The organism is Sphingomonas sp. Leaf38 (genome assembly GCF_001421825.1).
Classification (GTDB): domain Bacteria; phylum Pseudomonadota; class Alphaproteobacteria; order Sphingomonadales; family Sphingomonadaceae; genus Sphingomonas.
Genome location: NZ_LMLD01000009.1, coordinates 299,828 through 320,357, shown reverse-complemented (window position 1 = coordinate 320,357; position 20,530 = coordinate 299,828). Strand labels below are relative to the sequence as shown.

18 protein-coding genes and 1 tRNA gene are annotated in these 20,530 nt (G+C 66.9%); 9 read left to right on the top strand and 10 right to left on the bottom strand.

The genetic code is table 11. The annotated features are described in order from the left end of the window. Positions 1–4 precede the first annotated feature (4 nt). Positions 5–775, bottom strand: coding sequence for an SGNH/GDSL hydrolase family protein (locus ASE88_RS03780; protein ID WP_200910163.1), 771 nt, complete (start codon positions 773–775; stop codon positions 5–7). Between the two features lie 443 nt (positions 776–1,218). Here ASE88_RS03780 and mqo point away from each other — a divergent pair, with 443 nt between their 5' ends. Next, positions 1,219–2,934: a malate dehydrogenase (quinone) gene (gene mqo / locus ASE88_RS03775; protein WP_056475556.1), complete on the top strand. Its 1,716-nt coding sequence runs from the start codon at positions 1,219–1,221 to the stop codon at positions 2,932–2,934. 315 nt (positions 2,935–3,249) lie between these two features. Here the strand turns inward: mqo and ASE88_RS03770 are convergent, their stop codons facing one another. From ASE88_RS03770 to ASE88_RS03755, 6 genes are all read right to left on the bottom strand, one after another. Then, on the bottom strand, positions 3,250–4,128 hold the full coding sequence (locus tag ASE88_RS03770) for a hypothetical protein (RefSeq protein WP_056475554.1): 879 nt from the start codon (positions 4,126–4,128) through the stop codon (positions 3,250–3,252). Between the two features lie 36 nt (positions 4,129–4,164). Continuing rightward, positions 4,165–4,416, bottom strand: a complete 252-nt coding sequence (locus ASE88_RS18700) for a hypothetical protein (RefSeq protein WP_156356893.1) — start codon at positions 4,414–4,416, stop codon at positions 4,165–4,167. Then, positions 4,413–5,912: a PAS domain S-box protein gene (locus ASE88_RS03765; RefSeq protein WP_414893349.1), complete on the bottom strand. Its 1,500-nt coding sequence runs from the start codon at positions 5,910–5,912 to the stop codon at positions 4,413–4,415. The genes ASE88_RS18700 and ASE88_RS03765 overlap by 4 nt, the downstream gene beginning before the upstream one ends. Positions 5,913–5,934: 22 nt before the next feature. Continuing rightward, the gene (locus ASE88_RS03760; protein WP_235527804.1) at positions 5,935–6,306 is read right to left on the bottom strand and encodes a CsbD family protein; all 372 of its coding nucleotides are present in this window, start codon (positions 6,304–6,306) and stop codon (positions 5,935–5,937) included. A gap of 203 nt (positions 6,307–6,509) precedes the next feature. Beyond that, a complete protein-coding gene (locus tag ASE88_RS18695) occupies positions 6,510–6,680 on the bottom strand; it encodes a hypothetical protein (protein WP_156356892.1) in 171 nt (56 codons plus the stop codon). A 128-nt stretch (positions 6,681–6,808) separates the two neighbouring features. Then, positions 6,809–6,885 (bottom strand) — tRNA-Arg (locus tag ASE88_RS03755). Between the two features lie 60 nt (positions 6,886–6,945). Between ASE88_RS03755 and ASE88_RS03750 the strand changes: the two genes are divergently transcribed. Next, positions 6,946–7,701 carry a queuosine precursor transporter gene (locus ASE88_RS03750; protein ID WP_056475551.1) on the top strand — a complete coding sequence of 252 codons (756 nt, stop codon included), beginning with the start codon at positions 6,946–6,948 and terminating at the stop codon, positions 7,699–7,701. A gap of 100 nt (positions 7,702–7,801) precedes the next feature. On the opposite strand, the gene purQ is transcribed toward ASE88_RS03750, so the two are convergent. Genes purQ through purC form a run of 3 tightly spaced genes read right to left on the bottom strand, consistent with a single transcriptional unit; the run spans position 7,802 to position 9,494 of the window. Continuing rightward, entirely contained in the window at positions 7,802–8,470 is a 669-nt protein-coding gene (purQ, locus tag ASE88_RS03745; RefSeq protein ID WP_056475547.1) for a phosphoribosylformylglycinamidine synthase subunit PurQ, read from the bottom strand. A 13-nt stretch (positions 8,471–8,483) separates the two neighbouring features. Continuing rightward, a complete protein-coding gene (purS, locus tag ASE88_RS03740) occupies positions 8,484–8,714 on the bottom strand; it encodes a phosphoribosylformylglycinamidine synthase subunit PurS (RefSeq protein WP_031439802.1) in 231 nt (76 codons plus the stop codon). After that, positions 8,715–9,494: a phosphoribosylaminoimidazolesuccinocarboxamide synthase gene (purC, locus tag ASE88_RS03735; protein WP_055876188.1), complete on the bottom strand. Its 780-nt coding sequence runs from the start codon at positions 9,492–9,494 to the stop codon at positions 8,715–8,717. It abuts the gene before it with no gap. Positions 9,495–9,738: 244 nt separating this feature from the next. On the opposite strand from purC, the gene ASE88_RS03730 reads away from it, so the two are divergent. From ASE88_RS03730 to ASE88_RS03700, 7 genes are all read left to right on the top strand, one after another. Beyond that, the gene (locus tag ASE88_RS03730) at positions 9,739–11,145 is read left to right on the top strand and encodes an L-serine ammonia-lyase (RefSeq protein ID WP_056475546.1); all 1,407 of its coding nucleotides are present in this window, start codon (positions 9,739–9,741) and stop codon (positions 11,143–11,145) included. A 10-nt stretch (positions 11,146–11,155) separates the two neighbouring features. Further along, entirely contained in the window at positions 11,156–13,189 is a 2,034-nt protein-coding gene (locus ASE88_RS03725) for a M3 family metallopeptidase (RefSeq protein WP_056475544.1), read from the top strand. Further along, entirely contained in the window at positions 13,189–14,250 is a 1,062-nt protein-coding gene (locus ASE88_RS03720; protein ID WP_056475541.1) for a PLP-dependent cysteine synthase family protein, read from the top strand. The genes ASE88_RS03725 and ASE88_RS03720 overlap by 1 nt, the downstream gene beginning before the upstream one ends. A gap of 7 nt (positions 14,251–14,257) precedes the next feature. Further along, positions 14,258–17,800 carry a hydantoinase B/oxoprolinase family protein gene (locus ASE88_RS03715; RefSeq protein ID WP_056475539.1) on the top strand — a complete coding sequence of 1,181 codons (3,543 nt, stop codon included), beginning with the start codon at positions 14,258–14,260 and terminating at the stop codon, positions 17,798–17,800. Then, positions 17,797–18,780 (top strand): DUF2891 domain-containing protein, encoded by a 984-nt coding sequence (locus tag ASE88_RS03710; protein WP_056475536.1) that lies wholly within the window; start codon positions 17,797–17,799, stop codon positions 18,778–18,780. Before ASE88_RS03715 ends, ASE88_RS03710 begins: the two co-directional genes overlap by 4 nt. A gap of 316 nt (positions 18,781–19,096) precedes the next feature. Further along, a complete protein-coding gene (locus ASE88_RS03705; RefSeq protein WP_056476358.1) occupies positions 19,097–19,552 on the top strand; it encodes a hypothetical protein in 456 nt (151 codons plus the stop codon). Beyond that, positions 19,552–20,530 (top strand): mercuric reductase (locus tag ASE88_RS03700; protein ID WP_414893346.1); only part of this gene is annotated, 979 nt, incomplete at its 3' end. The genes ASE88_RS03705 and ASE88_RS03700, both read left to right, overlap by 1 nt.

Sequence of the window (20,530 nt, the reverse complement as noted above, 5' to 3'; positions counted from 1 at the left end):
GTCCTTACCGGCCTAGAGTGTTCGTGATCGCGGCCAGCGCGAGCGGTTTCATCGCCGCATAGCCCTGCGGCGTCGGGTGGACGCCGTCACTGGCATAGCCCGGCTTCATCCCGCCATCCGGGCCGGCGAGCGTGGCGTGATAGTCGACATAGGTGAAGCCGTTCCTCGCGGCATAGCCACGCAGCCACGCGTTGAGCGCGATGATCTGCGGCGCCGGCTTCATCTTTGGGCTCCACGGGAACGCGGCGGCGGGCGGAATCGAGGCGAGGATCACCTTGATGCCGTGCGCGCGGGCGAGATCGGTCATCGTCGCGATGTTGCCCTGCACGGTTGCCATCGTCGCGGCGCCGGTATTGCCGGCGATGTCGTTGGTTCCGGCCATGATGTGCACCGCCTGCGGGTGCAGTGCGAGCACGTCGGCGCGGAAGCGGACCAGCATCTGCGGCGTGGTCTGTCCGCCGATCCCGCGATCGACGAGCCCGTTGGTGAACAGCGCGGCGTCCGCATCGATCCAGTTGTCGGTGATCGAATCGCCCATGAACACGACGCGCACACGCGCGCCTGTCGCGGCCAGTTCGGCATTCTGCGCGGCGTACCGACAAAGCTGGCCGAAATCCCGCGTGAGCATGTGCAGCCGCCATGTTTCCCAGGCCAATCCGGTCGCCGGCTTGGGGTGGATCGGGCAGGGATCGGCGACGATTCCAACGCGATCCGCGGCATAGGGATCGCTCATCGCCGCGGTCTGCGTAGGCGCGCTACGCCCGGCAACCGTCATGGCAAGTGTCGATGCGACTATTGCAGCCCAGTTCATGTCCTGCACTCCCGCGAGACGTTTCATGTCCGACTAATAAAATCATACTCCTCGCGGATCGGCCACAAAAACATTGCGCCTTCCGGCTTTTTGCGGCAGCATTTTAGTGGCAACGAAATCCGGCACCAGCGCTTCGACTGGAGCGCGAGCCCGGCGTAACCTTGCGTTAGCTTGGCAAGACTGTCATGTAGAGGTTGGACAGTCGCAGTTTATCAATGGCATGGCGACGTCCCAAAAATCCCAACGGATTAGGCGAGGACTTTGAGCAGCGGTTGCGCTCGGTCGTGGGCGCGCCGCGTCGGTCCGAATGCAGCGCGCACTCGCAACGATAATCCGGTGATGGATCGTCGCCCTCCAACCATCTGCGATGGTCGGACGCGCGCGACGCCAGACCGCAACGAGAAGGTATGACGGTGCCCCGCGATTCGAACGACAATATCCTTTCCGAAACACGCACGGGCGTGACCCGGCGTGGCGTGCTCGGCTCCGCGATCGGCGCGGGCGTCGTCGGCGGCGCCTCGATGCTGCCGATGGCGCAAGCCGATGCCGCCCCCGCCGAGCGCAACGTCGACGTGCTGCTCGTGGGCGGCGGCATCATGAGCGCGACGCTCGCGGTGCTGCTTCACCAGCTCGAACCGACCTGGACGATCGAACTGGTGGAACGCCTCGACAAGGTCGCCGAGGAGAGCTCGAACGGCTGGAACAACGCCGGCACCGGCCATTCGGCGCTATGCGAGCTGAACTACACGCCGGTCAACGCGGCGGACGGTCTGGTCGAGATCAAGAAGGCGATCGAGATTAACGAGCAGTTCCAGGTGACGCGCCAGTTCCTGAGCCATCAGGTCAACGCCGGTATGCTCGCCAATCCGCGCTCGTTCATCAACTCGACGCCGCACATGAACTTGGTGTGGGGCGACGCCAACGTCGAGTTCCTGCGCAAGCGTCATGCCGCGCTGCAGGCGAGTCCGCTGTTCTCGGGGATGGAATTCTCGACCGATCCCAAGCAGATCGCACAGTGGGTGCCGCTGATGATGCAGGGCCGCGACCCGGCGATGAAGCTCGCCGCGACGCGCTCGCCGCTCGGCACCGATTGCAACTGGGGCGAAGTGACGCGCCAGTATATCACGACGATGACCGCGCAGCCCGGCTTCACGCTGACGACCGGGCACGAGGTGCGGTCGCTCGAACGCAGTGCCGACAAACGCTGGCGGGTGACCGCCCGCGACATGAAGAGCGACGAGAAGCAGATCATCAACGCGCGCTTCGTGTTTGCGGGCGCGGGTGGCGGCGCGTTGCCGATCCTGCAGAAGTCGGGGATCCCCGAGGCCGACGATTATGCCGGTTTCCCGGTCGGCGGCTCGTTCCTGGTCTCCGAGAAGCCCGCAGTCGCGCAGGCGCACCTCGCCAAGGTCTACGGCAAGGCTGCCGTCGGTTCGCCGCCAATGTCGGTGCCCCATCTCGACACGCGCTACCTCGACGGCAAGCAGGCGCTGCTGTTCGGCCCGTTCGCGACCTTCTCGACCAAATTCCTCAAGGAAGGGTCGTACTTCGATCTGCCGGCGTCAGTGACGCTCGACAATTTCCGGCCGATGATCGCAGTCGGCTGGGATGATTTCGATCTGGTCGAGTATCTCGCAGGTCAGCTCATCATGTCGGATGCCGACCGGATGACCGCGCTGCGCGAATATTTCCCCGGCGCGAAGGACGGCGACTGGCGCTTGTGGCAGGCAGGCCAGCGTGTCCAGATCATCAAGCGCGATCCCGAGAAGGGTGGTGTGCTGAAGCTGGGGACCGAGATCGTCGCATCTAAGGACGGCTCGATCGCGGCACTGCTGGGCGCGTCGCCGGGTGCGTCGACCGCGCCGTCGATCATGCTCGACCTGTTGAAGAAGGTGTTTCCGAACCATCTCGCGACGGCGGCATGGCAGGGCAAGATTCGCGAGATCGTGCCGAGCTATGGTACCACGCTGAACGACAACCCCGAGGCGATCGCGCAGACTTGGGCGTCAACCGCCGAGACGCTGCAACTGACGGTGGCGTCGCCCGCGGTCTTCGTCACGACCCAACCGAAGCCGGCAGCGACGCGCGTGAAGGTGGACCGGAGCCCCGACCTGGCGCTGTAAAGCCGTGATCGCGATGACGGTCGCGATCTGACGATCCTCTCTCGGCATCGGGAGGTGTCGCCGAAGCTGACGAAAGCGAAGCACGCGGACCAGGCAAGTGTCCATTCCGCGGCTTCCGTCCGGCAAATGTCCGCCCCCCCGTCGCGGGGGAGGACTGGACAGCGTCCGCCGATTGGCAGCGGGGCTCGGCGTTCGACCGATCGACCATGCTGGCGGTTTGCTGAACCGCACAAAAAAAAGGGCGCTGCCGGGTCCACCCGGCAGCGCCCTTTCTCATGTCGGACGCGGCTGATGTTCAGCCGCGTCCGAGCGAGCTCACACGCGGCGACGGGTTGCCGCGGTTGCGCCGAATGCGGCAGCGGCTGCACCGATCAGGAGTGCAATCACGACCGTGAAGGACGTCCCTGCAGCGGCACCGGCGGCCGTGTCGGTTGCCGACTTGGCGGTTTCGATCGCCTTGTTCTTGCTCTGGATGAACTGCGCCTTGGCGCGGCTCACCTGGGCCTGGGCTTCAGGACGGCTGATCTTGCGCTGGGCGGCGATGATGTCGACGATCCGGTTCTCGGCACGTGCACCGTCCTGTCCACCGGCGGCGAGCGCTGGCAGTTCCTGGGCGATTTCCTTCTGCGCCTGCTCCGACGTCATCTGCGCGGGATCAGACGGCGCCGTCGAGAAATACTGCGCGGCTTCGTTGCGCACGTCGCTGACGTCGACACCGGCTACGTCCGCGACCTTGGGAGCGGCTGCACCGATGCCGGTACCGGCTGCCGATGCGACCGAACCGACAGTGCGGAAGGCGCCACCGACGATACCGCCGACTGCCGAGGTGAGCAGGTACAGCGTCAGGATCAGCGTCACGCCCCAGACGACCAAGCCATGGACCAGGCCATCGAACCGATCATGGACACCGGCGACACGCGCTGCGGCGTAGCCGCCCGCGCCGAGCGCGATAACCGTGGTAATCAGCCAGTAGATGCCCGCGCCAATACCGAACCCGGCCGCCCCCGGCGTCGTGCCCTCGACCGGATCGACCATGCTGAGGCCGATGCCGGTGCCGAGGATGCCGAGCACGAGTTGCACGGCGATCGCGATGACGACGCCTGCGAAGATCGCGCCCCACGATACGCGCGTGACGGTCTTCGGATAGCGAACGTCGTCCGCCGGCACGTAGCCGCTATTGGTATTGTTGATCATAAACACTCCTGTTGAACGGAAATCTCTCAATCGGCGTCAGCGTTCACGGTTCTTTCGACCGCCGCGCGCGCCGCCTAACCTCGGACCGGAACCGGGTCTCGACTGAGCGGATGATGTGCTGCGCGGGGGTTTCGCCTTTGTATCCGCCGCGTCGGCTTCGCGCGCACCGGCCTCGCTTTCATCAGCGCCGCACTGCTCGACATGGGCGTCGCCGATCAGTTTGCCGATCGCCTCCTGCACCGAGCCCCTGGCTTGACGGACGCGGCTTTTGTCGGTGTCGCCGGTCACGCCGCAGCCTCCTTCATACTGGAAATGACGACCGAATCCCCATCGAACCCGCGTGCGCGAGCCCAGGCGGCGGCGGCGTTGCGGCGGTTCACGCCGATCTTGGAATAAATCCGCGCAACATGATTTCGGACCGTGTTGGCCGAGACATCCAGGGTCCGTGCGATCGACTTGTCGTCCAACCCGCGACAGATCAGCGCCAGAACCTCGCGCTCCCGCTGCGTCAGCTCACTTAGGCCGACCCCCGTCGTCTCGACCTGTGGCGCGCGAATACGTGCAAGCTTCTCCATGATCGAGCGGCTGAGCCAGCTGGTATCCTGCATCACCGCCTCGATCGCGTTGACGAGCTCGCGTTCGGACGTTTTCCGCGTGGTGATATCGCGCATCGCCCAAAGCACGCATTTCTCGTTCTCAAGCATGATCGGCTCGGTCGAGACGATGCCGTCGATGACCGTGCCGTCCTTCAGCTTGATCCGCACCTCGCGGTCGCGGATCGGGCGACCCGTAGCGATCTCGTCCTCGAGTTCATGGCGCTGCGCCGCGGTTTCCCACAGCTCGACCTCGCCGAGCGGCCTGTCGGTGATGTCCGATGCGGCATAGCCGGTCAGCTCGGCAAACGCCGCATTGACGTCGCACAGGCGATGGCCGTCGAGCGTGCCGATCGCCAGCGCGACCGGAGCCAGCGAAAAGGTCCGCATGAAGCGTTCTTCGCTTTGGCGTAACGCGGTCTCGGCTTTTCGGCGCGGCTCGAGATCGGCGAAGGTGAACAGCATGCAGGGCTGGTTGCCCATATCGATGGGCTGACCGGCGACGATGACCAGCTTCGAGGTCCCGTCCGGCAGCGCCAGCTCCGCCTCCATCTGGGGAATCGTACGCCCTTCTGCGAGGCGCTCCTTCGCCAGATCGCGTCGCTCCGCGCGTTCGAGCACGTCGATGTCATAGACCGTCCGCGCAAGAACCACGTCGCGCGCGTGACCGGTCATGTCGACGAACCCCTGGTTCACCTTCACGAACCGAAGATCGCATAGCCGGCAGATTACGGCGGGTGCGGGGTTGGCATTGAACGATTGCTCGAAACGATCTTCGGCTTCGAACCGTGCCGAGACATCCTGGATGATCATCACCAGACATTCGGGCTCGTCATTGTCGTCGGTCAGGACCAGACTGCGAACCTGATGAACCCAACGCGGTTCAGCCTCGCCCGCAACCGCCACCTCGACGACGACTTCCGAAAAAGCCTCTCCCGAGACAACCCGCTCGATCGGATAATCGGCGGTGTCGAGGTGATGGTTGTTGCGGTAGCGTAGCTGGAACCGCGCGCGGTACGCATCGACGGTTTCCCCAAGATCGGCCATCGATTCGACGCCGTGCATCTCCAGGGCGGCGGTGTTCGCCCACAGGATGCTCTGATCGGGATCGATCAGGATGACGCCCTCATCGAGCCCTGCAATGATCTGACGCAGATGCATCAGATCGGCAGAGTCGCGCAGCGACTTCAAGGCGGTCCGGGTCGCCAACGCCTCAGTCGCGCGAACCGTGGACGAACCACGCAAGGCCGTAACCGACCGCTGCTGCGCCAAGCGCCCAGAGGACTGGCGTGTCCTTTGCCGAATCCTGCGCGGTCCGGGCCCCGCGGCGTGCGGCCTCGGAAGCGCGATCCGCCACGTCCCGTGCCTCATGGCTCAGCTTGTCTGCAAGCTCGGGGGCGCCGTCGACGATGTCACCGACCGCCGACTTGGCACGACCGTACAGATTCTGCGCGCCGCCCGCGACCTGATCGACGACGCCGTCGACCTGCCAATCGCGGCTGCCGACGACATCGCCCACACCCTTTTCGACCTTGCCGCCAACGTAGCGTGCGCCGCCTTGGAATTCGTCCTTGTTCACGGTCATTACCTCTGTTTGAGCTCGTATCGACACACACCATCGGTCCCGCCGCAACCGATGCGCCGCGGGCCGATGACGGACTGCTGATAAAGCTTCGTCAACCTTGCCAGGACCGGCGTTGCGATACGGCCGGTGTGGACGGATAAACCCCGCTTTAGCTACTAGGTTCCTGGTATTTCTAACGAATTTCCTGAGCGGAATGTACCAGTTCAGGCCAGCGCGCGCGCGTGATACAGCTTGGCGAAACGCAGATGGAGCGATCGCATGCTATCGTCGGTCGCGTGCTGCGCACGATTTTCATGCCACTGCGCGCGGCTGATGAAATAGGGCCTGTCCGCCTCGCCAGTAGCCTGCGTGTAGTTGGTTTCGTCTTGCGTCACGGTTCGCACCCATCTCGATTTTCGCGCATCTATACGTCATCGGACGCGATGCGCATGATCGGGAAGGACTAGGACATAGGGTGTTTTGGACAGTGCGCGCAGGCGGTGTCTCGCCTGCGAAAGGCGGTTGGCGCGCCCGGAGGGGTTCGAACCCCCGACCGAGGAGGTAGAAGCTCCTTGCTCTATCCAGCTGAGCTACGGGCGCGCGCTGCGGCGAGGACTAGCGCGGATTGTGCGGGCTTGGAACCTCGATCATAACGCGCGGATGAAATTCGGAACGGATCAGTGGCAGGGCCTCGAACCGGTCACCGCGAGTGCGGTGCGCGGAGAGCAGTTTCGCTATTTCGACTTCGTGATGGCGGCGTTCGTCACGATCCTGTTGCTGTCGAACGTGATCGGCGCGGGCAAGCGCGCGGTGATCGACCTGCCGTTCATCGGTGCATGGCCGTTCGGCGCGGGGATCCTGTTCTTCCCCGTCAGCTATGTGATCGGCGACATCCTGACCGAGGTGTATGGCTATGCGCGCGCGCGGCGCTGCATCTGGGCGGGGTTCGGCGCGATGCTGTTCATGGTGTTCATGTCCGCGGTCGTCGTCGCGTTGCCGCCCGACCAGGGCTGGACCGGGCAGGCGGCATACGAGTCCGTGTTCGGGCAGGTGCCGCGGATCGTGCTCGCGTCGATCTGCGCGTTCTGGGTGGGGGAGTTCGCCAACAGCTTCGTGCTGGCGCGGATGAAGATCTGGACCAGGGGCCGCATGCTGTGGACGCGCACGATCGGCAGCACCGTGGTGGGGCAGGCGTTCGACAGCCTGATCTTCTATCCGCTCGCCTTTTACGGCGCGCCCGACTGGCCGGTCGAGGCGATGCTGATGGTGATGGTCAGCCAGTTCCTGCTGAAGGTGTCGTGGGAGGTGCTGCTGACGCCGCTGACCTATCTGGTCGTGGGGTGGCTCAAGCGCGCCGAGGGCGTCGACGTGTATGACGAGGGGACGGACTTTTCGCCGTTCCGAACGCGGGTTTGAGCCTCGCGCAGTCCGTTCTCCCGCGAACGCGGGAGTCCAGGGTTCCGGGCGCTGGGGGTGGTATCCTGGGCCCCCGCTTTCGCGGGAAAACGGTTACGATTTAGGCGCTGACCGCTTCCATCAGGCCTTCGAACAGGCGCCGACCATCGGTGCCGCCGTGCGCAGCTTCGATGCGGCGTTCGGGGTGCGGCATCATGCCGAGTACGTTGCCCTTGTTGTTGAGCAGGCCCGCGATGTTGCGTGCCGAGCCGTTGACGCTCTCCGCATAACGGAACGCGACGCGGCCTTCGCCTTCGAGGCGGTCGAGCGTCTCGGTGTCGGCGAAATAATTGCCGTCGTGATGCGCGACCGGGAAGGACACGCGCTCGCCGGCCTTGTAACCCGAGGTGAAGGTCGACTGTGCGGTCTCGACGGTCAGCGCGACGTCGCGGCAGACGAAGTTGAGCCCCTCGTTGCGCATCAGCGCGCCGGGGAGCAGTCCCGCCTCGGTCAACACCTGGAAGCCATTGCAGATGCCGAGCACGGGCAGGCCCTTGCCCGCCTGCTCGACGACCGCGCGCATGATCGGCGAGCGTGCGGCGATCGCGCCCGAGCGCAGGTAATCGCCGTAGGAGAAGCCACCGGGCACCGCGACCAGCCCGACATCCGCGGGCAGATCCGCATCGCCATGCCAGACCATGCGCGGCTTGACGCCGGTCACCGCCTCCAGCGCGACGGCGATGTCGCGGTCGCAGTTGGAGCCGGGGAACACGATGACCGCAGTCTTCATGACAATACCACCTTCATGCCTTTTCGACCCGGTAGTTCTCGATCACCGTGTTGGCGAGGAGCTTGCGGCACATGCCGTCGATCGTCGCGTCGTCGGTATCGTCGGCGACCTCGAGTTCGATCAGCTTGCCCTGGCGGACGTCCTGCACGCCGTCGAAGCCGAGGCTGCCGAGTGCATGATGGATGGCGCGGCCCTGCGGATCGAGCACGCCGGGCTTGAGTGTCACGAAAACCTTCAGTTTCATTTACTTGCCCCGGTTCTTGCGATGCTTTTCGAGGTCGAGGACCGAATTGTCGCCACCTTCGGGCAGCAGGCCAAGACGGCGTGCAACCTCCTGATAGGCCTCGACTTCGCCGCCGAGATCGCGACGGAAGCGGTCCTTGTCCATCTTCTCGTTGGTTTCCATGTCCCACAGACGGCAGCCGTCGGGGCTGATCTCGTCCGCGAGGATGATGCGGCCAAAGTCGTTGTCGAAGATGCGACCGAATTCGAGCTTGAAGTCGACGAGGCGGATGCCGACGCCGGCGAACAGCCCGCACAGGAAATCGTTCACGCGGATCGCGAGGTCGGCGATGTCGTGCATCTCCTCCTGGCTCGCCCAGCCGAACGCGGCGATGTGTTCGTCGGAGATCATCGGATCGCCGAGCGCATCGTCCTTATAGTAATATTCGATGATCGTGCGGGGCAGCTTGGTGCCCTCCTCGATCCCGAGCCGCGTCGAGATCGAGCCGGCGGCGACGTTGCGCACGACGACTTCGATCGGGACGATCTCGACCTGGCGGATCAGCTGCTCGCGCATGTTGAGCCGGCGGATGAAGTGCGTCGGCACGCCGATATGATCGAGCAGCGTGAAGATGTGCTCGGAAATCCGGTTGTTGAGCACGCCCTTGCCGTTGATCGTGCCCTTCTTCTGGGCATTGAACGCGGTCGCGTCATCCTTGAAATACTGGATCAGCGTGCCGGGCTCCGGACCCTCGTAGAGGATCTTGGCCTTGCCTTCGTAGATCTGGCGGCGGCGAGCCATGCGCGGTCCCCTGGAAATCGAGCGGTGAAAATCGAGCGGCCCCAGCCTACGTGACATGCGTCGCGAAGCCGAGGCCGGAATAGCCCGCGCCTATAGGCGAAGGGTGCGGGGGGTGCAATCGGATCGGTGCTGTCGGCGAAACGCGTGCGCAAACCCGCGCGATACGGTGCCGGACAGGGCTGCAGGCCGGTGCGGTCGACGTCCGCGCTTTCCTCCGTTCGGTCGAGGCGATAGGGGCCGGTGGATGGAGCCACTCATTCGCGATCGCCAAGACGAGCAGACCCGCGCACGCCCGGATTGCCACCAGGCTATCTCTATCCTCGATCTGTTCACGATCGGGATCGGGCCGTCGAGTTCGCACACGGTCGGGCCGATGCGCGCGGCGTGGCTGTTCGCGGATCTGGTCGCGGACGAGACGCCCGTCGCGGTGCGAGTCGATCTGTACGGGTCGCTGGCGCTGACCGGGCGGGGGCATGCGACCGACAGCGCGGTGATGCTGGGGCTCAGCGGTGCGCAGCCCGAGACGATCGATCCCGACCTGATCCCGGTGCGCTTGGCCGCGATCCGGTCGAGCGGGCGGCTGATGCTCGCCGAGCGGGTCGAGATCGGCTTTGAGGAAAGCCAGCATCTGCTGTTCCACGCGCAGACCTTCTTGCCAGGGCATCCGAACGCGGTGACCTTCACCGCGACGTTCGTCGACGGACGCAGCGTCGAGCGAACCTATTTCTCGATCGGTGGCGGTGCGATCGTCGAGGCGGGGTCGGGGCCGGTCAAGGCGAACATCCTGTTGCCGCGGCCGTTCTCGTCGGGGGCGGAACTGCTCGCGACCGGCGAGGCGACAGGCATGACGATCGCCGAGATCGTCCGCGAGAACGAGATCGCGTGGCGGCCCGACAGCGAGACCGATGCGTTCCTCGACGCGGTGCGCGCCGCGATGTTCGCGTCGATCGATCGCGGCTGTCGGCAGGGGGGTATCCTCCCGGGCGGCCTCAAGGTGCCACGGCGGGCGAAGGCGTTGTTCGAGGGGTTGCAGGCGCGCGATACTGCGGCCGATCCGTCCGCGGTGTTCGAATGGGTGAGCCTGTACGCGCTGGCGGTGAACGAGGAGAATGCCGCAGGCGGCCGCGTCGTGACCGCGCCGACCAATGGCGCGGCGGGCGTGCTGCCGGCGGTGCTGCGCTTCTACGAGACGTTCACCAAGGACCCGACGCCGAAGGGCGCGCACGACTTCCTGCTGACCGCCGCGGCGATCGGCTTTCTCTACAAGAAGCGCGCGTCGATCTCGGCCGCCGAGATGGGCTGCCAGGGCGAGGTCGGCGTGGCGTGCTCGATGGCGGCGGGGGCGCTGGTCGCCGCGCTCGGCGGCACCAATGCGCAGATCGAGAACGCCGCCGAGATCGGCATGGAGCATAATCTCGGCCTCACCTGCGATCCGATCGGCGGGCTGGTCCAGATCCCGTGCATCGAGCGCAACACGATGGGGGCGATCAAGGCGATCAACGCGGCGTATCTGGCGCTGCGGGGGGACGGTCGCCATATCGTCAGCCTCGATGCGGTGATCGAGACGATGCGCCAGACCGGTGAGGACATGCGCTCGCAATATAAGGAGACGTCGCTTGGGGGCCTGGCCGTCAACGTCGTCGAATGCTGAAGGATATCCGATGACTGCCCCGACGAACCCGCTTCTCGATACGCTGTCGCTGCCCCGCTTCGCCGCGCTCGCCCCCGACCAGATCGCCCCCGCGCTCGACGAGGCGATCGCGCGGCACGAGGCGATGGTAGAGGCGCTGACGACCGCGCGGCCGACCGATTTCGCGGGCGCATGGCTGCCCTATGAACGCGCCAATACCGAGATCGGCGCGATCTGGTCGGCGGTGTCGCATCTGCACGGCGTGGCGGACACGCCCGAACTGCGCGCGGCCTATTCGGAAGGGCAGAAGCGGCTCGTCGAGAACGACATGAAGGTCGGGCAGAACCGCGATCTGTACGAGGTGTTCGTCGCGCTCAGCGTCTCGCCCGCGTTCGCGGACTTGCCCGACGCCGACCGGGTCGCGGTGGAGCATGCGATCCGCGATTTCACGCTGTCGGGCGTCGCGCTGGAACCCGAGGCACGTGATCGGTTCAGCGAGATTTCGGTCGAGCTGTCGGGGTTGTCGAACGAGTTCGGCAGCGCGGTGCTGGATGCGACCGATGCTTGGTCCGAACTGGTGACGGACGAGGCGGATCTTGCCGGGATCTCGGACGCGGACAAGGCGATGTTCGCGGATGCCGCCAAGGCGAAGGGGGAGGCCGGCTGGCTCGTCACGCTGCAGCAGCCCAGCGTCAACGCGGTGCTGACCTTTGCCGAGAACCGCGACCTGCGCGCGCGGATGTACCGCGCGTTCGCGACGCGCGCGTCGGACCAGGGGCCGAACGCGGGCGAGTTCGACAACAGCGCCCGGATCGCACGCATTCTCGAACTGCGGCATGAGGGCGCCAAGCTGCTCGGGTTCGCGGACCCGGTCGCGTGGTCGCTCGAGACCAAGATGGCCCCCAACGGCGCCGAGGTGATCGCGTTCCTGCGCGACCTCGCGCGGCGCGCCAAGCCCGCGGCAGAGCGCGATCTCGCCGAATTGAAGACGTTCGCGGCCGAGCAGCTCGGGATCGCCGATTTCGAGCCGTGGGATGCGGGGTTCGTCTCGAACCGGTTGCGGCAGGATCGCTATGCGGTCGATGCGCAGGTGGTGAAGGCGTATTTCCCCGTCGAACGCGTGATGGAGGGCTGGCAGACGCTGATGCAGCGGCTGTTCGGCATCACGCTCGTCGAGCGCGACGACGTGTCGCTCTACCACGACGACGCACGCTTCTTCGACGTGGTGGACGAGAGCGGGGCGGTGTTCGCCGGGCTGTATCTCGATCTCCACGCGCGCACGGGCAAGCGCGGCGGCGCGTGGATGGCGCAGGCGCGGCCGCGGTTGCACGACGGCAACACGATCGCGGTGCCGGTCGCGTATCTCGTCTGCAACTTCGCACCCGATGGCGGCGAGACGCCGTCGCTGCTGAGCCATAACGACGTCACGACGCTGCTCCACGAGACCGGCCACTGCATCCACCTGCTGTTCACCAAGGTGAACCGGCCGAGCATCGCGGGCACCAACGGGTTCGAATGGGATGCGATCGAGCTGCCGAGCCAGCTGATGGAGGATTTCGCCTGGGACAAGGGCGTGCTGACCGGCATGTCCGGGCACTACAAGACGGGTGAGACGCTCCCCGCCGACCTGTTCGAGCGGATGGTGAAGGCGCGGCATTTCCAGGCGGGGATGTTCATCCTGCGCCAGGTCGAATTCGCGCTGTTCGACCTGTTGCTGCATCTCGGCACGATGGGCAGCGATCCGATCGAGGTGATCGAGGCGGTGCGCGACGAGGTCGCGGTGATCCGCCCGCCCGCCTGGCACCGCTTCCCGCACGCGTTCAGCCATATCTTCGCCGGCGGCTATGCCTCGGGCTATTACAGCTATCTCTACGCCGAACTGCTCGCGGCCGATGGGTTCGAGGCGTTTGCCGAGGCGGGGCTCGTCGACCGCGCGACCGGCGACCGGTTCCGTTCGGAAGTGCTCGCGCGCGGCGCAACGCGGCCCGCGGCGGACAGCTTCCGCGCCTTCCGCGGGCGCGATCCCGAGCCGACCGCGATGCTGATCCGGCACGGGCTCCAGTAATGCCGAAGCGCGTCGACCGGCGCTGGTTGTCGGACGCGGTGCGGCGGATCGAGGCGGACTATAACCGGTCCGCCGACACGCATCTGATCCGCGTCGACCTGCCGCGTTATCCCGGCATCGTGCTGTACCTGAAGGACGAGAGTTCGCACCCGACCGGCAGCCTCAAGCACCGGCTCGCGCGCTCGCTGTTCCTGTACGCGCTGTGCAACGAATGGATCGGCCCTGAGACGACGGTGATCGAATCCTCGTCCGGGTCGACCGCGGTGTCGGATGCGTATTTCGCCAAGATGCTGGGCCTGCGCTTCATCGCCGTGGTGCCCGCGACGACCGCAGCGCCGAAGCTCGACACGATCCGCTTCCACGGTGGCGAGATCCACATGGTCGACGATCCGCGCACCGTCTACGCGGTCTCGCACCGCCTCGCCGCGGAGACCGGCGGGCATTATCTCGACCAGTTCACCTATGCCGAGCGCGCAACCGACTGGCGGGGCAACAACAACATCGCCGAGAGCATCTTCGCGCAGATGGGCGAGGAGGAGCATCCGTGCCCGTCCTGGATCGTGTGCGGCGCGGGGACCGGGGGCACGTCGGCCACGATCGGGCGCTTCATCCGCTATTGCCGGCACGACACGCGGTTGTGCGTCGCGGACCCGGTGCATTCGGTGTTCCACCGCCATTTCGCGGATCGTTCGGTCACCGCTTTGCCCGAGGGGTGCGCGTCGCGGATCGAGGGGATCGGGCGGCCGCGCGTCGAGCCGAGCTTCGTACCGTCGGTGATCGACCGGATGATCGCGGTCGAGGATGCCGACAGCATCGGCGCGATGCGCGCGCTGTCGGACCGGCTCGGGCGGCGCGTCGGCGGGTCTACCGGCACCAACCTGTGGGCGTGTGCGCAACTGATCGCGGAAATGGCCGCGGCGGGCGAGACCGGCAGCATCGTCACGTTGCTGTGCGACGGCGGCGAGCGCTATGGCTGTACCTATTACGACGATGCGTGGCTCGACGAGCGCCAGGTGGCGTGGACCGATGCCGCCGCACGGATGACCGCTTTTCTGGGCTGATTGACCGATGACCGCATGGCAGTTCTGGATCGATCGCGGCGGTACGTTCACCGACGTCGTGGCGCGGCAACCGGACGGGCGGATCGTCACGGCCAAGCTGCTGTCGGAGGATCCCGAACGCTATAGTGACGCGGCCGTCGAGGCGATTCGGCGGCTGACTGACGGGGCGGACGTGCCCCTCGAACTGCGGATCGGGACGACGGTCGCGACCAACGCGCTGCTCGAGCGCAAGGGCGAGCCGACCGCCCTCGCGATCACGCGCGGGTTCGGCGATGCGCTGCTGATCGGCCACCAGGAACGGTCCGATATCTTCGCGCGCGACGTGAATCGCCCGCCGGCGCTGTTCGCGCAGGTCGTCGAGATCGACGAGCGGGTCGGGGCGGCGGGCGATTTGCTCCGTCCGCTCGACGTCGACTCGGCCCGGGCAGGGTTACAGGGGGCATTCGATAGAGGGCTTCGCGCCGTCGCGATTGTCCTAATGCACGGCTATCGCTTCACTGCGCACGAGGAGGCGCTGGCGGAGATCGCCGCCGACATCGGCTTCACGCAGATTTCGGTCAGCCACCGGGTCACGCCGCTGATCAAGCTGATCGGGCGCGGCGATACTACCGTCGTCGACGCATATCTGTCGCCGGTCGTCGATCGCTATGTCGCGGGGTTGAGCGACGCGCTGGGACAGGGGGCGCTGTTCATGCAGTCGTCGGGCGGGCTGGTCGACGGCGCAGGCTTTCGCGGCAAGGACGCGATCCTGTCGGGGCCAGCGGGCGGCATCGTCGGCATGGCTGCGACCGCACTCGAGGCCGGGTTCGCGCACGTAATCGGCTTCGATATGGGCGGCACCTCGACCGACGTGTCGCATTATGCCGGCACCTATGAACGCGACACTGAAACGCTGATCGCGGGCGCCCGCATCCGCGCGCCGATGCTGCGGATCCACACGGTGGCGGCAGGCGGCGGATCGATCTGCCGGTATGACGGGGAAAGGCTGATCGTCGGCCCGGAGAGCGCGGGCGCGGTGCCGGGGCCCGCCTGCTATCGCCGCGGCGGGCCGCTGACGGTGACCGACTGCAACGTGATGCTGGGGAAAGTGCGCCCCGAATTCTTCCCCGCGCTGTTCGGACCGACTGGCGATGCGCCGCTCGATGCCGAGGCGGTCGCCGCGCGGTTTGCGGAATTGCCGCTTGATCCGCAGGCGGCGGCGGAAGGGTTCGTCGCGGTCGCGGTCGCGAACATGGTGAATGCGATCCGCACGATCTCTGTCGCGCGTGGGCATGACGTGACGCGCTACACGCTGGCGTGCTTCGGCGGGGCGGGGGGGCAGCATGCATGCCTGGTCGCCGATGCGCTGGCGATGGACCGGGTGATGATCCACCCGCTCGCCGGCGTGCTGTCGGCCTATGGCATGGGGCTCGCCGATCGCCGCGTCCTGCGCGAGGCGACCTCGGGCGCGGCGTTTGCGGACTATGCCGCGATCACACAGGCGCTCGATGGCTTGGCGGAGGCGGCACGCGATGCCCTCGTGGCGCAGGGCGTTGCGGCGGACACGGTGCGGATCGAGCGCCGCGTGCATCTGCGGCGAGGCCAGACCGATCACACGATCGAGCTCGATCTCGACGACCCCGCCGCGATGATCGCCGCGTTCGATGCCGCGCACGTCGCGCAGTTCGGGTTCGCCAGCGACGCGCCGCTGATCGCCGACCGGATCGTCGCGGAAGCGATCGCCGATAGCCCGCCTATCGACGCCGCGCTGGTCACATTCCCGGACGCACCCGCGGCCCCCCTCGCGACCCCGCCCGTCTACATGGCAGGCGCGTGGCACAACACGCCGGTCCTCGCGCGCGAAGGCCTCCCCGTCGGGTACGGCGTCGACGGCCCCGCGCTGATCCTCGACAGCGTCTCGACCACGATCGTCGAGCCCGGCTGGCGCGCGCGCGTCGATCCGATCGGCAACCTCATCCTCGACCGTATCGCACCGCGCGTTGGTGCGAGCATCGGCACCGAGTCCGATCCCGTCCGGCTCGCGATCTTCGCCGGCTTGTTCATGAGCATCGCCGAGGAAATGGGTGCGGCCCTCCAGCGCTCCGCCGCCTCGGTCAACATCCGCGAACGGCTCGACTTCAGCTGCGCGCTGTTCGACGCGCAGGGCAACCTCGTCGCCAACGCGCCGCATATCCCGGTCCATCTGGGCTCGATGGGCGAAAGTATCCGCACGATCATCGACGCGCGCGGCGGCGGCGCAGACGGTCGCGGGATCCGTCGCGGCGACGCCTATGCGCTCAACGCGCCCTATCGCGGCGGCACGCATCTGCCCGACATCACCGTCATCATGCCGGTGTTCGCGGAGGACGGCGACGTGCCCGCGTTCTTCATCGCCGCGCGCGGCCATCACGCCGACGTCGGCGGGATCACCCCCGGATCGATGCCGCCCGAAAGCCGCTCGGTCGAGGAAGAAGGCGTTCTGCTCGACGACGTGCTGGTGGTCGACGAAGGGCGCTTCCTCGAAAGCGAACTGCGCGCCGTGTTCGCGTCGGGCGCGTATCCCGCCCGCAACATCGACCAGAACATCGCCGACCTGTCCGCGCAGCTCGCCGCCTGCACCCGCGGCGCGACCGGGCTCGCACGGCTGGCCGACGAATACGGCGCCGACGTCGTCGCGGCGTATATGGAGCATGTCCAGGCCAATGCCGACGCCGCCGTCCGCCGCCTGATCGCAACGCTCGACGACGGCGCGTTCGCGTACGAGATGGACGACGGCGCGGTCGTCCGCGTTGCGGTCCGCGTTGATCGCGCCGCCGCGACGATGGAGGTCGACTTCGCCGGCACCAGCGAGCAGCGCCCGACCAACTTCAATGCGCCCGTCTCGATCGTCCGCGCCGCGGTGCTCTACGTCGTCCGCGCGCTGATCGACGAGGCCGTGCCGCTCAACGACGGCTGCCTGCGCGGCGTCACGATCCGCGTGCCCGAGGGCTCGATGCTCAACCCACGCTACCCGGCCGCGGTCGTCGCCGGGAATGTCGAGACGAGCCAGGTCGTCAGCGACGCGCTGTTCGGCGCGCTCGGCGCGATGGCGGCGAGCCAGGGGACGATGAACAACTTCACCTTCGGCAACGCCGTGCACCAATATTACGAGACGATCGCCGGCGGCGCGGGCGCAGGCCCCGGCTTCGACGGCGCGGCGGTGATCCAGACGCACATGACCAACAGCCGGCTGACCGACCCCGAAATCTTCGAGACGCGCTTCCCCGTGCTGCTCGAGGAATTCTCGATCCGCAGCGGCTCGGGTGGAGCAGGCGCGCACCATGGCGGCGACGGCGGTACGCGACGCGTCCGCTTCCTTGGTGACATGACGGCCTGTATCCTCGCCAACCGCCGCCGCATCGCGCCGTTCGGCATGGCCGGCGGCGAGCGCGGCGGGCTGGGCTCGGCGAGCGTCGAGCGGGCCGATGGCAGCGTCGAACGGCTCGGCTCGACCGCGCGCGTCGACATGCACGCGGGCGACGTGTTCGTGATCGAGACACCCGGCGGCGGCGGGTTTGGGGGAGTCGAATGACGCACGCACTGGATCAGGCGACCGCGGGGCGGTTCGCCGCGCTGACGCTGGGGCATCTCACGCGCGAGTGGCCGTACAAGCTCGACCAGACGTTGGGCGGGCCGGATGATCTTGCGCTGCCCAGGACGCTGCATCCGATCTTTCATGGCAGCTATGACTGGCATAGCTGCGTGCATGGCTGGTGGCAGGTGATGCGGCTGGCCCGGCTGTACCCCGCGATGCCCGAGGTGGCCGCGGTCGAGGCGTTGGCGGACCGGATGCTGGTGGCGGACCGCGCGGCAGGCGAGCTCGCCTATCTGGCACGGCCGACGACGGGGAGCTTCGAGCGCCCTTATGGGTGGGGCTGGCTGCTGGCGCTGCACGACGAGCTGGCGTTGCGACCCGATCGCGGCTGGGCGGCGGCGATCGAGCCGCTCGCGCGCGCGTTCGCGGCGCGGTTCGCCGACTATCTGCCGAAGCTCGTCTATCCGGTCCGGAGCGGCAAGCATGACTGTACCGCGTTCGCGCTGGTTCATGCGCTGCGCTGGGCGCGCACGCACGACACCGCGCTGGCGATGCTGATCGAGGCGCGCGCGCGCGCCTGGTTCGGGGCGGATCGCGATTGCCGGCCATGGGAGCCGAGCGGCGAGGATTTCCTGTCGGCGACCCTGTGCGAGGCGGTATTGATGCGCGACGTGCTGGGGGCTTCGTTCGACGGGTGGCTGAGCGCGTTCCTGCCCGAGCCTTTCGGGCCGGCGACCGCGTGTCTGCATGCACCGGCGATCGTCAGCGATCGTTCGGACGGGCGGCTCGCGCATCTCGATGGGGTAAACCTGTCTCGCGCGTGGGGTTGGCGGTCGATCGCCGAAGCGCTGCCGGATCCGGCGCGGGCGCACGCAATCGCCGATGCGCATCTGGCGGAAGCGCTGCCGCATCTCGCCGACGACTATATGGGCGAACATTGGCTGGCGACGTTCGCGTTGCTGGCGCTCGATGCGTAAACTGGACCGAATCGCCGACGTGGAGCGACCATCAAACTTCTTCGGATACCGTTACGGATCCGCAATGGATCGATCTCCTGGGTGATCGTGTGACGCGCCGGAAGTGGACTGCGACGATTTCGAACCCTGATTCACGAGCTTGCGGGCGTGCGAGATGTGCCACGCGCGCAACGACTTGTCCGTAGCTGCGCTGGCGGCAACCCGGCGGCGGGCTCCTCTGATGGTCGACCGGCCCCGTCAGGTGGGCGCGATCGCGGATTGACCGGGTAGCGCGCGCGTGAAAGCGTCCTTCAGACACTGAATGCAGGAGACGGCCATGCTTGTTCTCGCGCTCGTCATCGGCATCGTCGCAGGGATGCGGGCGATGATGGCGCCTGCCGCGATCGCCTGGGCCGCCGCGATTGGCATCGTGCCGTTGCAGGGGACGTGGCTGGCTGTTCTTGGGTGGCGGTTCACACCTTGGATCTTGTCGGCGCTCGCGGCGGGCGAACTCGTCACCGACCAATTGCCATCGACACCGAGCCGCCTGGTGCCACCGCAGTTCGGGGTCCGGATCGTGACCGGCGGCATTTCCGGCGCCGCGGTCCGCTATCCGCTGGGTTCGCCGCTGGTCGGGTTGGCACTCGGTGGGATCGGAGCGGTGCTCGGAACTTTGGGGGGAGCAAGATTGCGGACGAGGCTCGCGGCGACGTTCGGTCGCGATCGACCCGCCGCGGTGATTGAGGACCTGTCGGCGATCGCGCTCGCCACGCTGGTCGTGGCCCTGCTGTGATGCGGCGGTTTGATGCGATCATCGTCGGGGCAGGGCAGGCGGGACCACCGCTGGCCGGGCGGCTGACGGCCGCCGGCATGAGCGTGGCGCTGATCGAGCGCAAGCTGATCGGGGGGACCTGCGTCAATACCGGGTGCATGCCGACCAAGACGCTCGTCGCCAGCGCCTATGCGGCGCATCTCGCGCGGCGTGCGACTGAGTTCGGCATACGGACCGGCGATGTCGTCGTCGACATGCCCGCCGTCGCCGCGCGTGCGCGCAAGGTGGTCACGGACGCGCGGACTGGCAACGAAACCTGGCTGGAGGGGATGGCGGGGCTCACTCTTCTGCGTGGCCACGCGCGGTTTACCGGTCCCGGGACGATCGCGGTCGATGATGAGATTCTGACCGCGCCGCGCATCTTCCTCAACGTCGGTGGGCGCGCGAGCATCCCCGACATGACCGGCGTCGGCGACGTACCGCATCTCGACAATACCGACATGGTCGCGATGGATACGGTGCCCGAGCATCTCGTCGTCGTCGGGGGGAGCTATGTCGGGCTCGAATTCGCGCAGATGTATCGCCGGTTCGGCGCCGCCGTCACCGTGGTCGAGCGCGGTGAGCGGCTGATCGCACTCGAGGACGCCGACGTGTCCGACGCGGTGCGCAAGATCCTGGAGGACGAAGGAGTCGTGGTGCGGACGGGGGCGAACTGCATCGCTTTCGCCGCGCACGAAGCCGGCGTCGCGGTATCGGTCGATTGCGCGGCAGGCGATCCGGTCGTGGTCGGAAGCCATGTGCTGCTCGCGGTCGGACGGCGGCCGAACACCGACGATCTCGGACTCGACCTCGCGGGCATCACCACCGACGCAAAGGGGTACGTCCTCGTCGACGACCTGCTCCAGACCGACGTGCCGGGTGTCTGGGCGCTCGGCGACTGCAACGGCCGCGGCGCGTTCACGCATACCGCCTATAACGACTTCGAGATCGTCGCGGCGA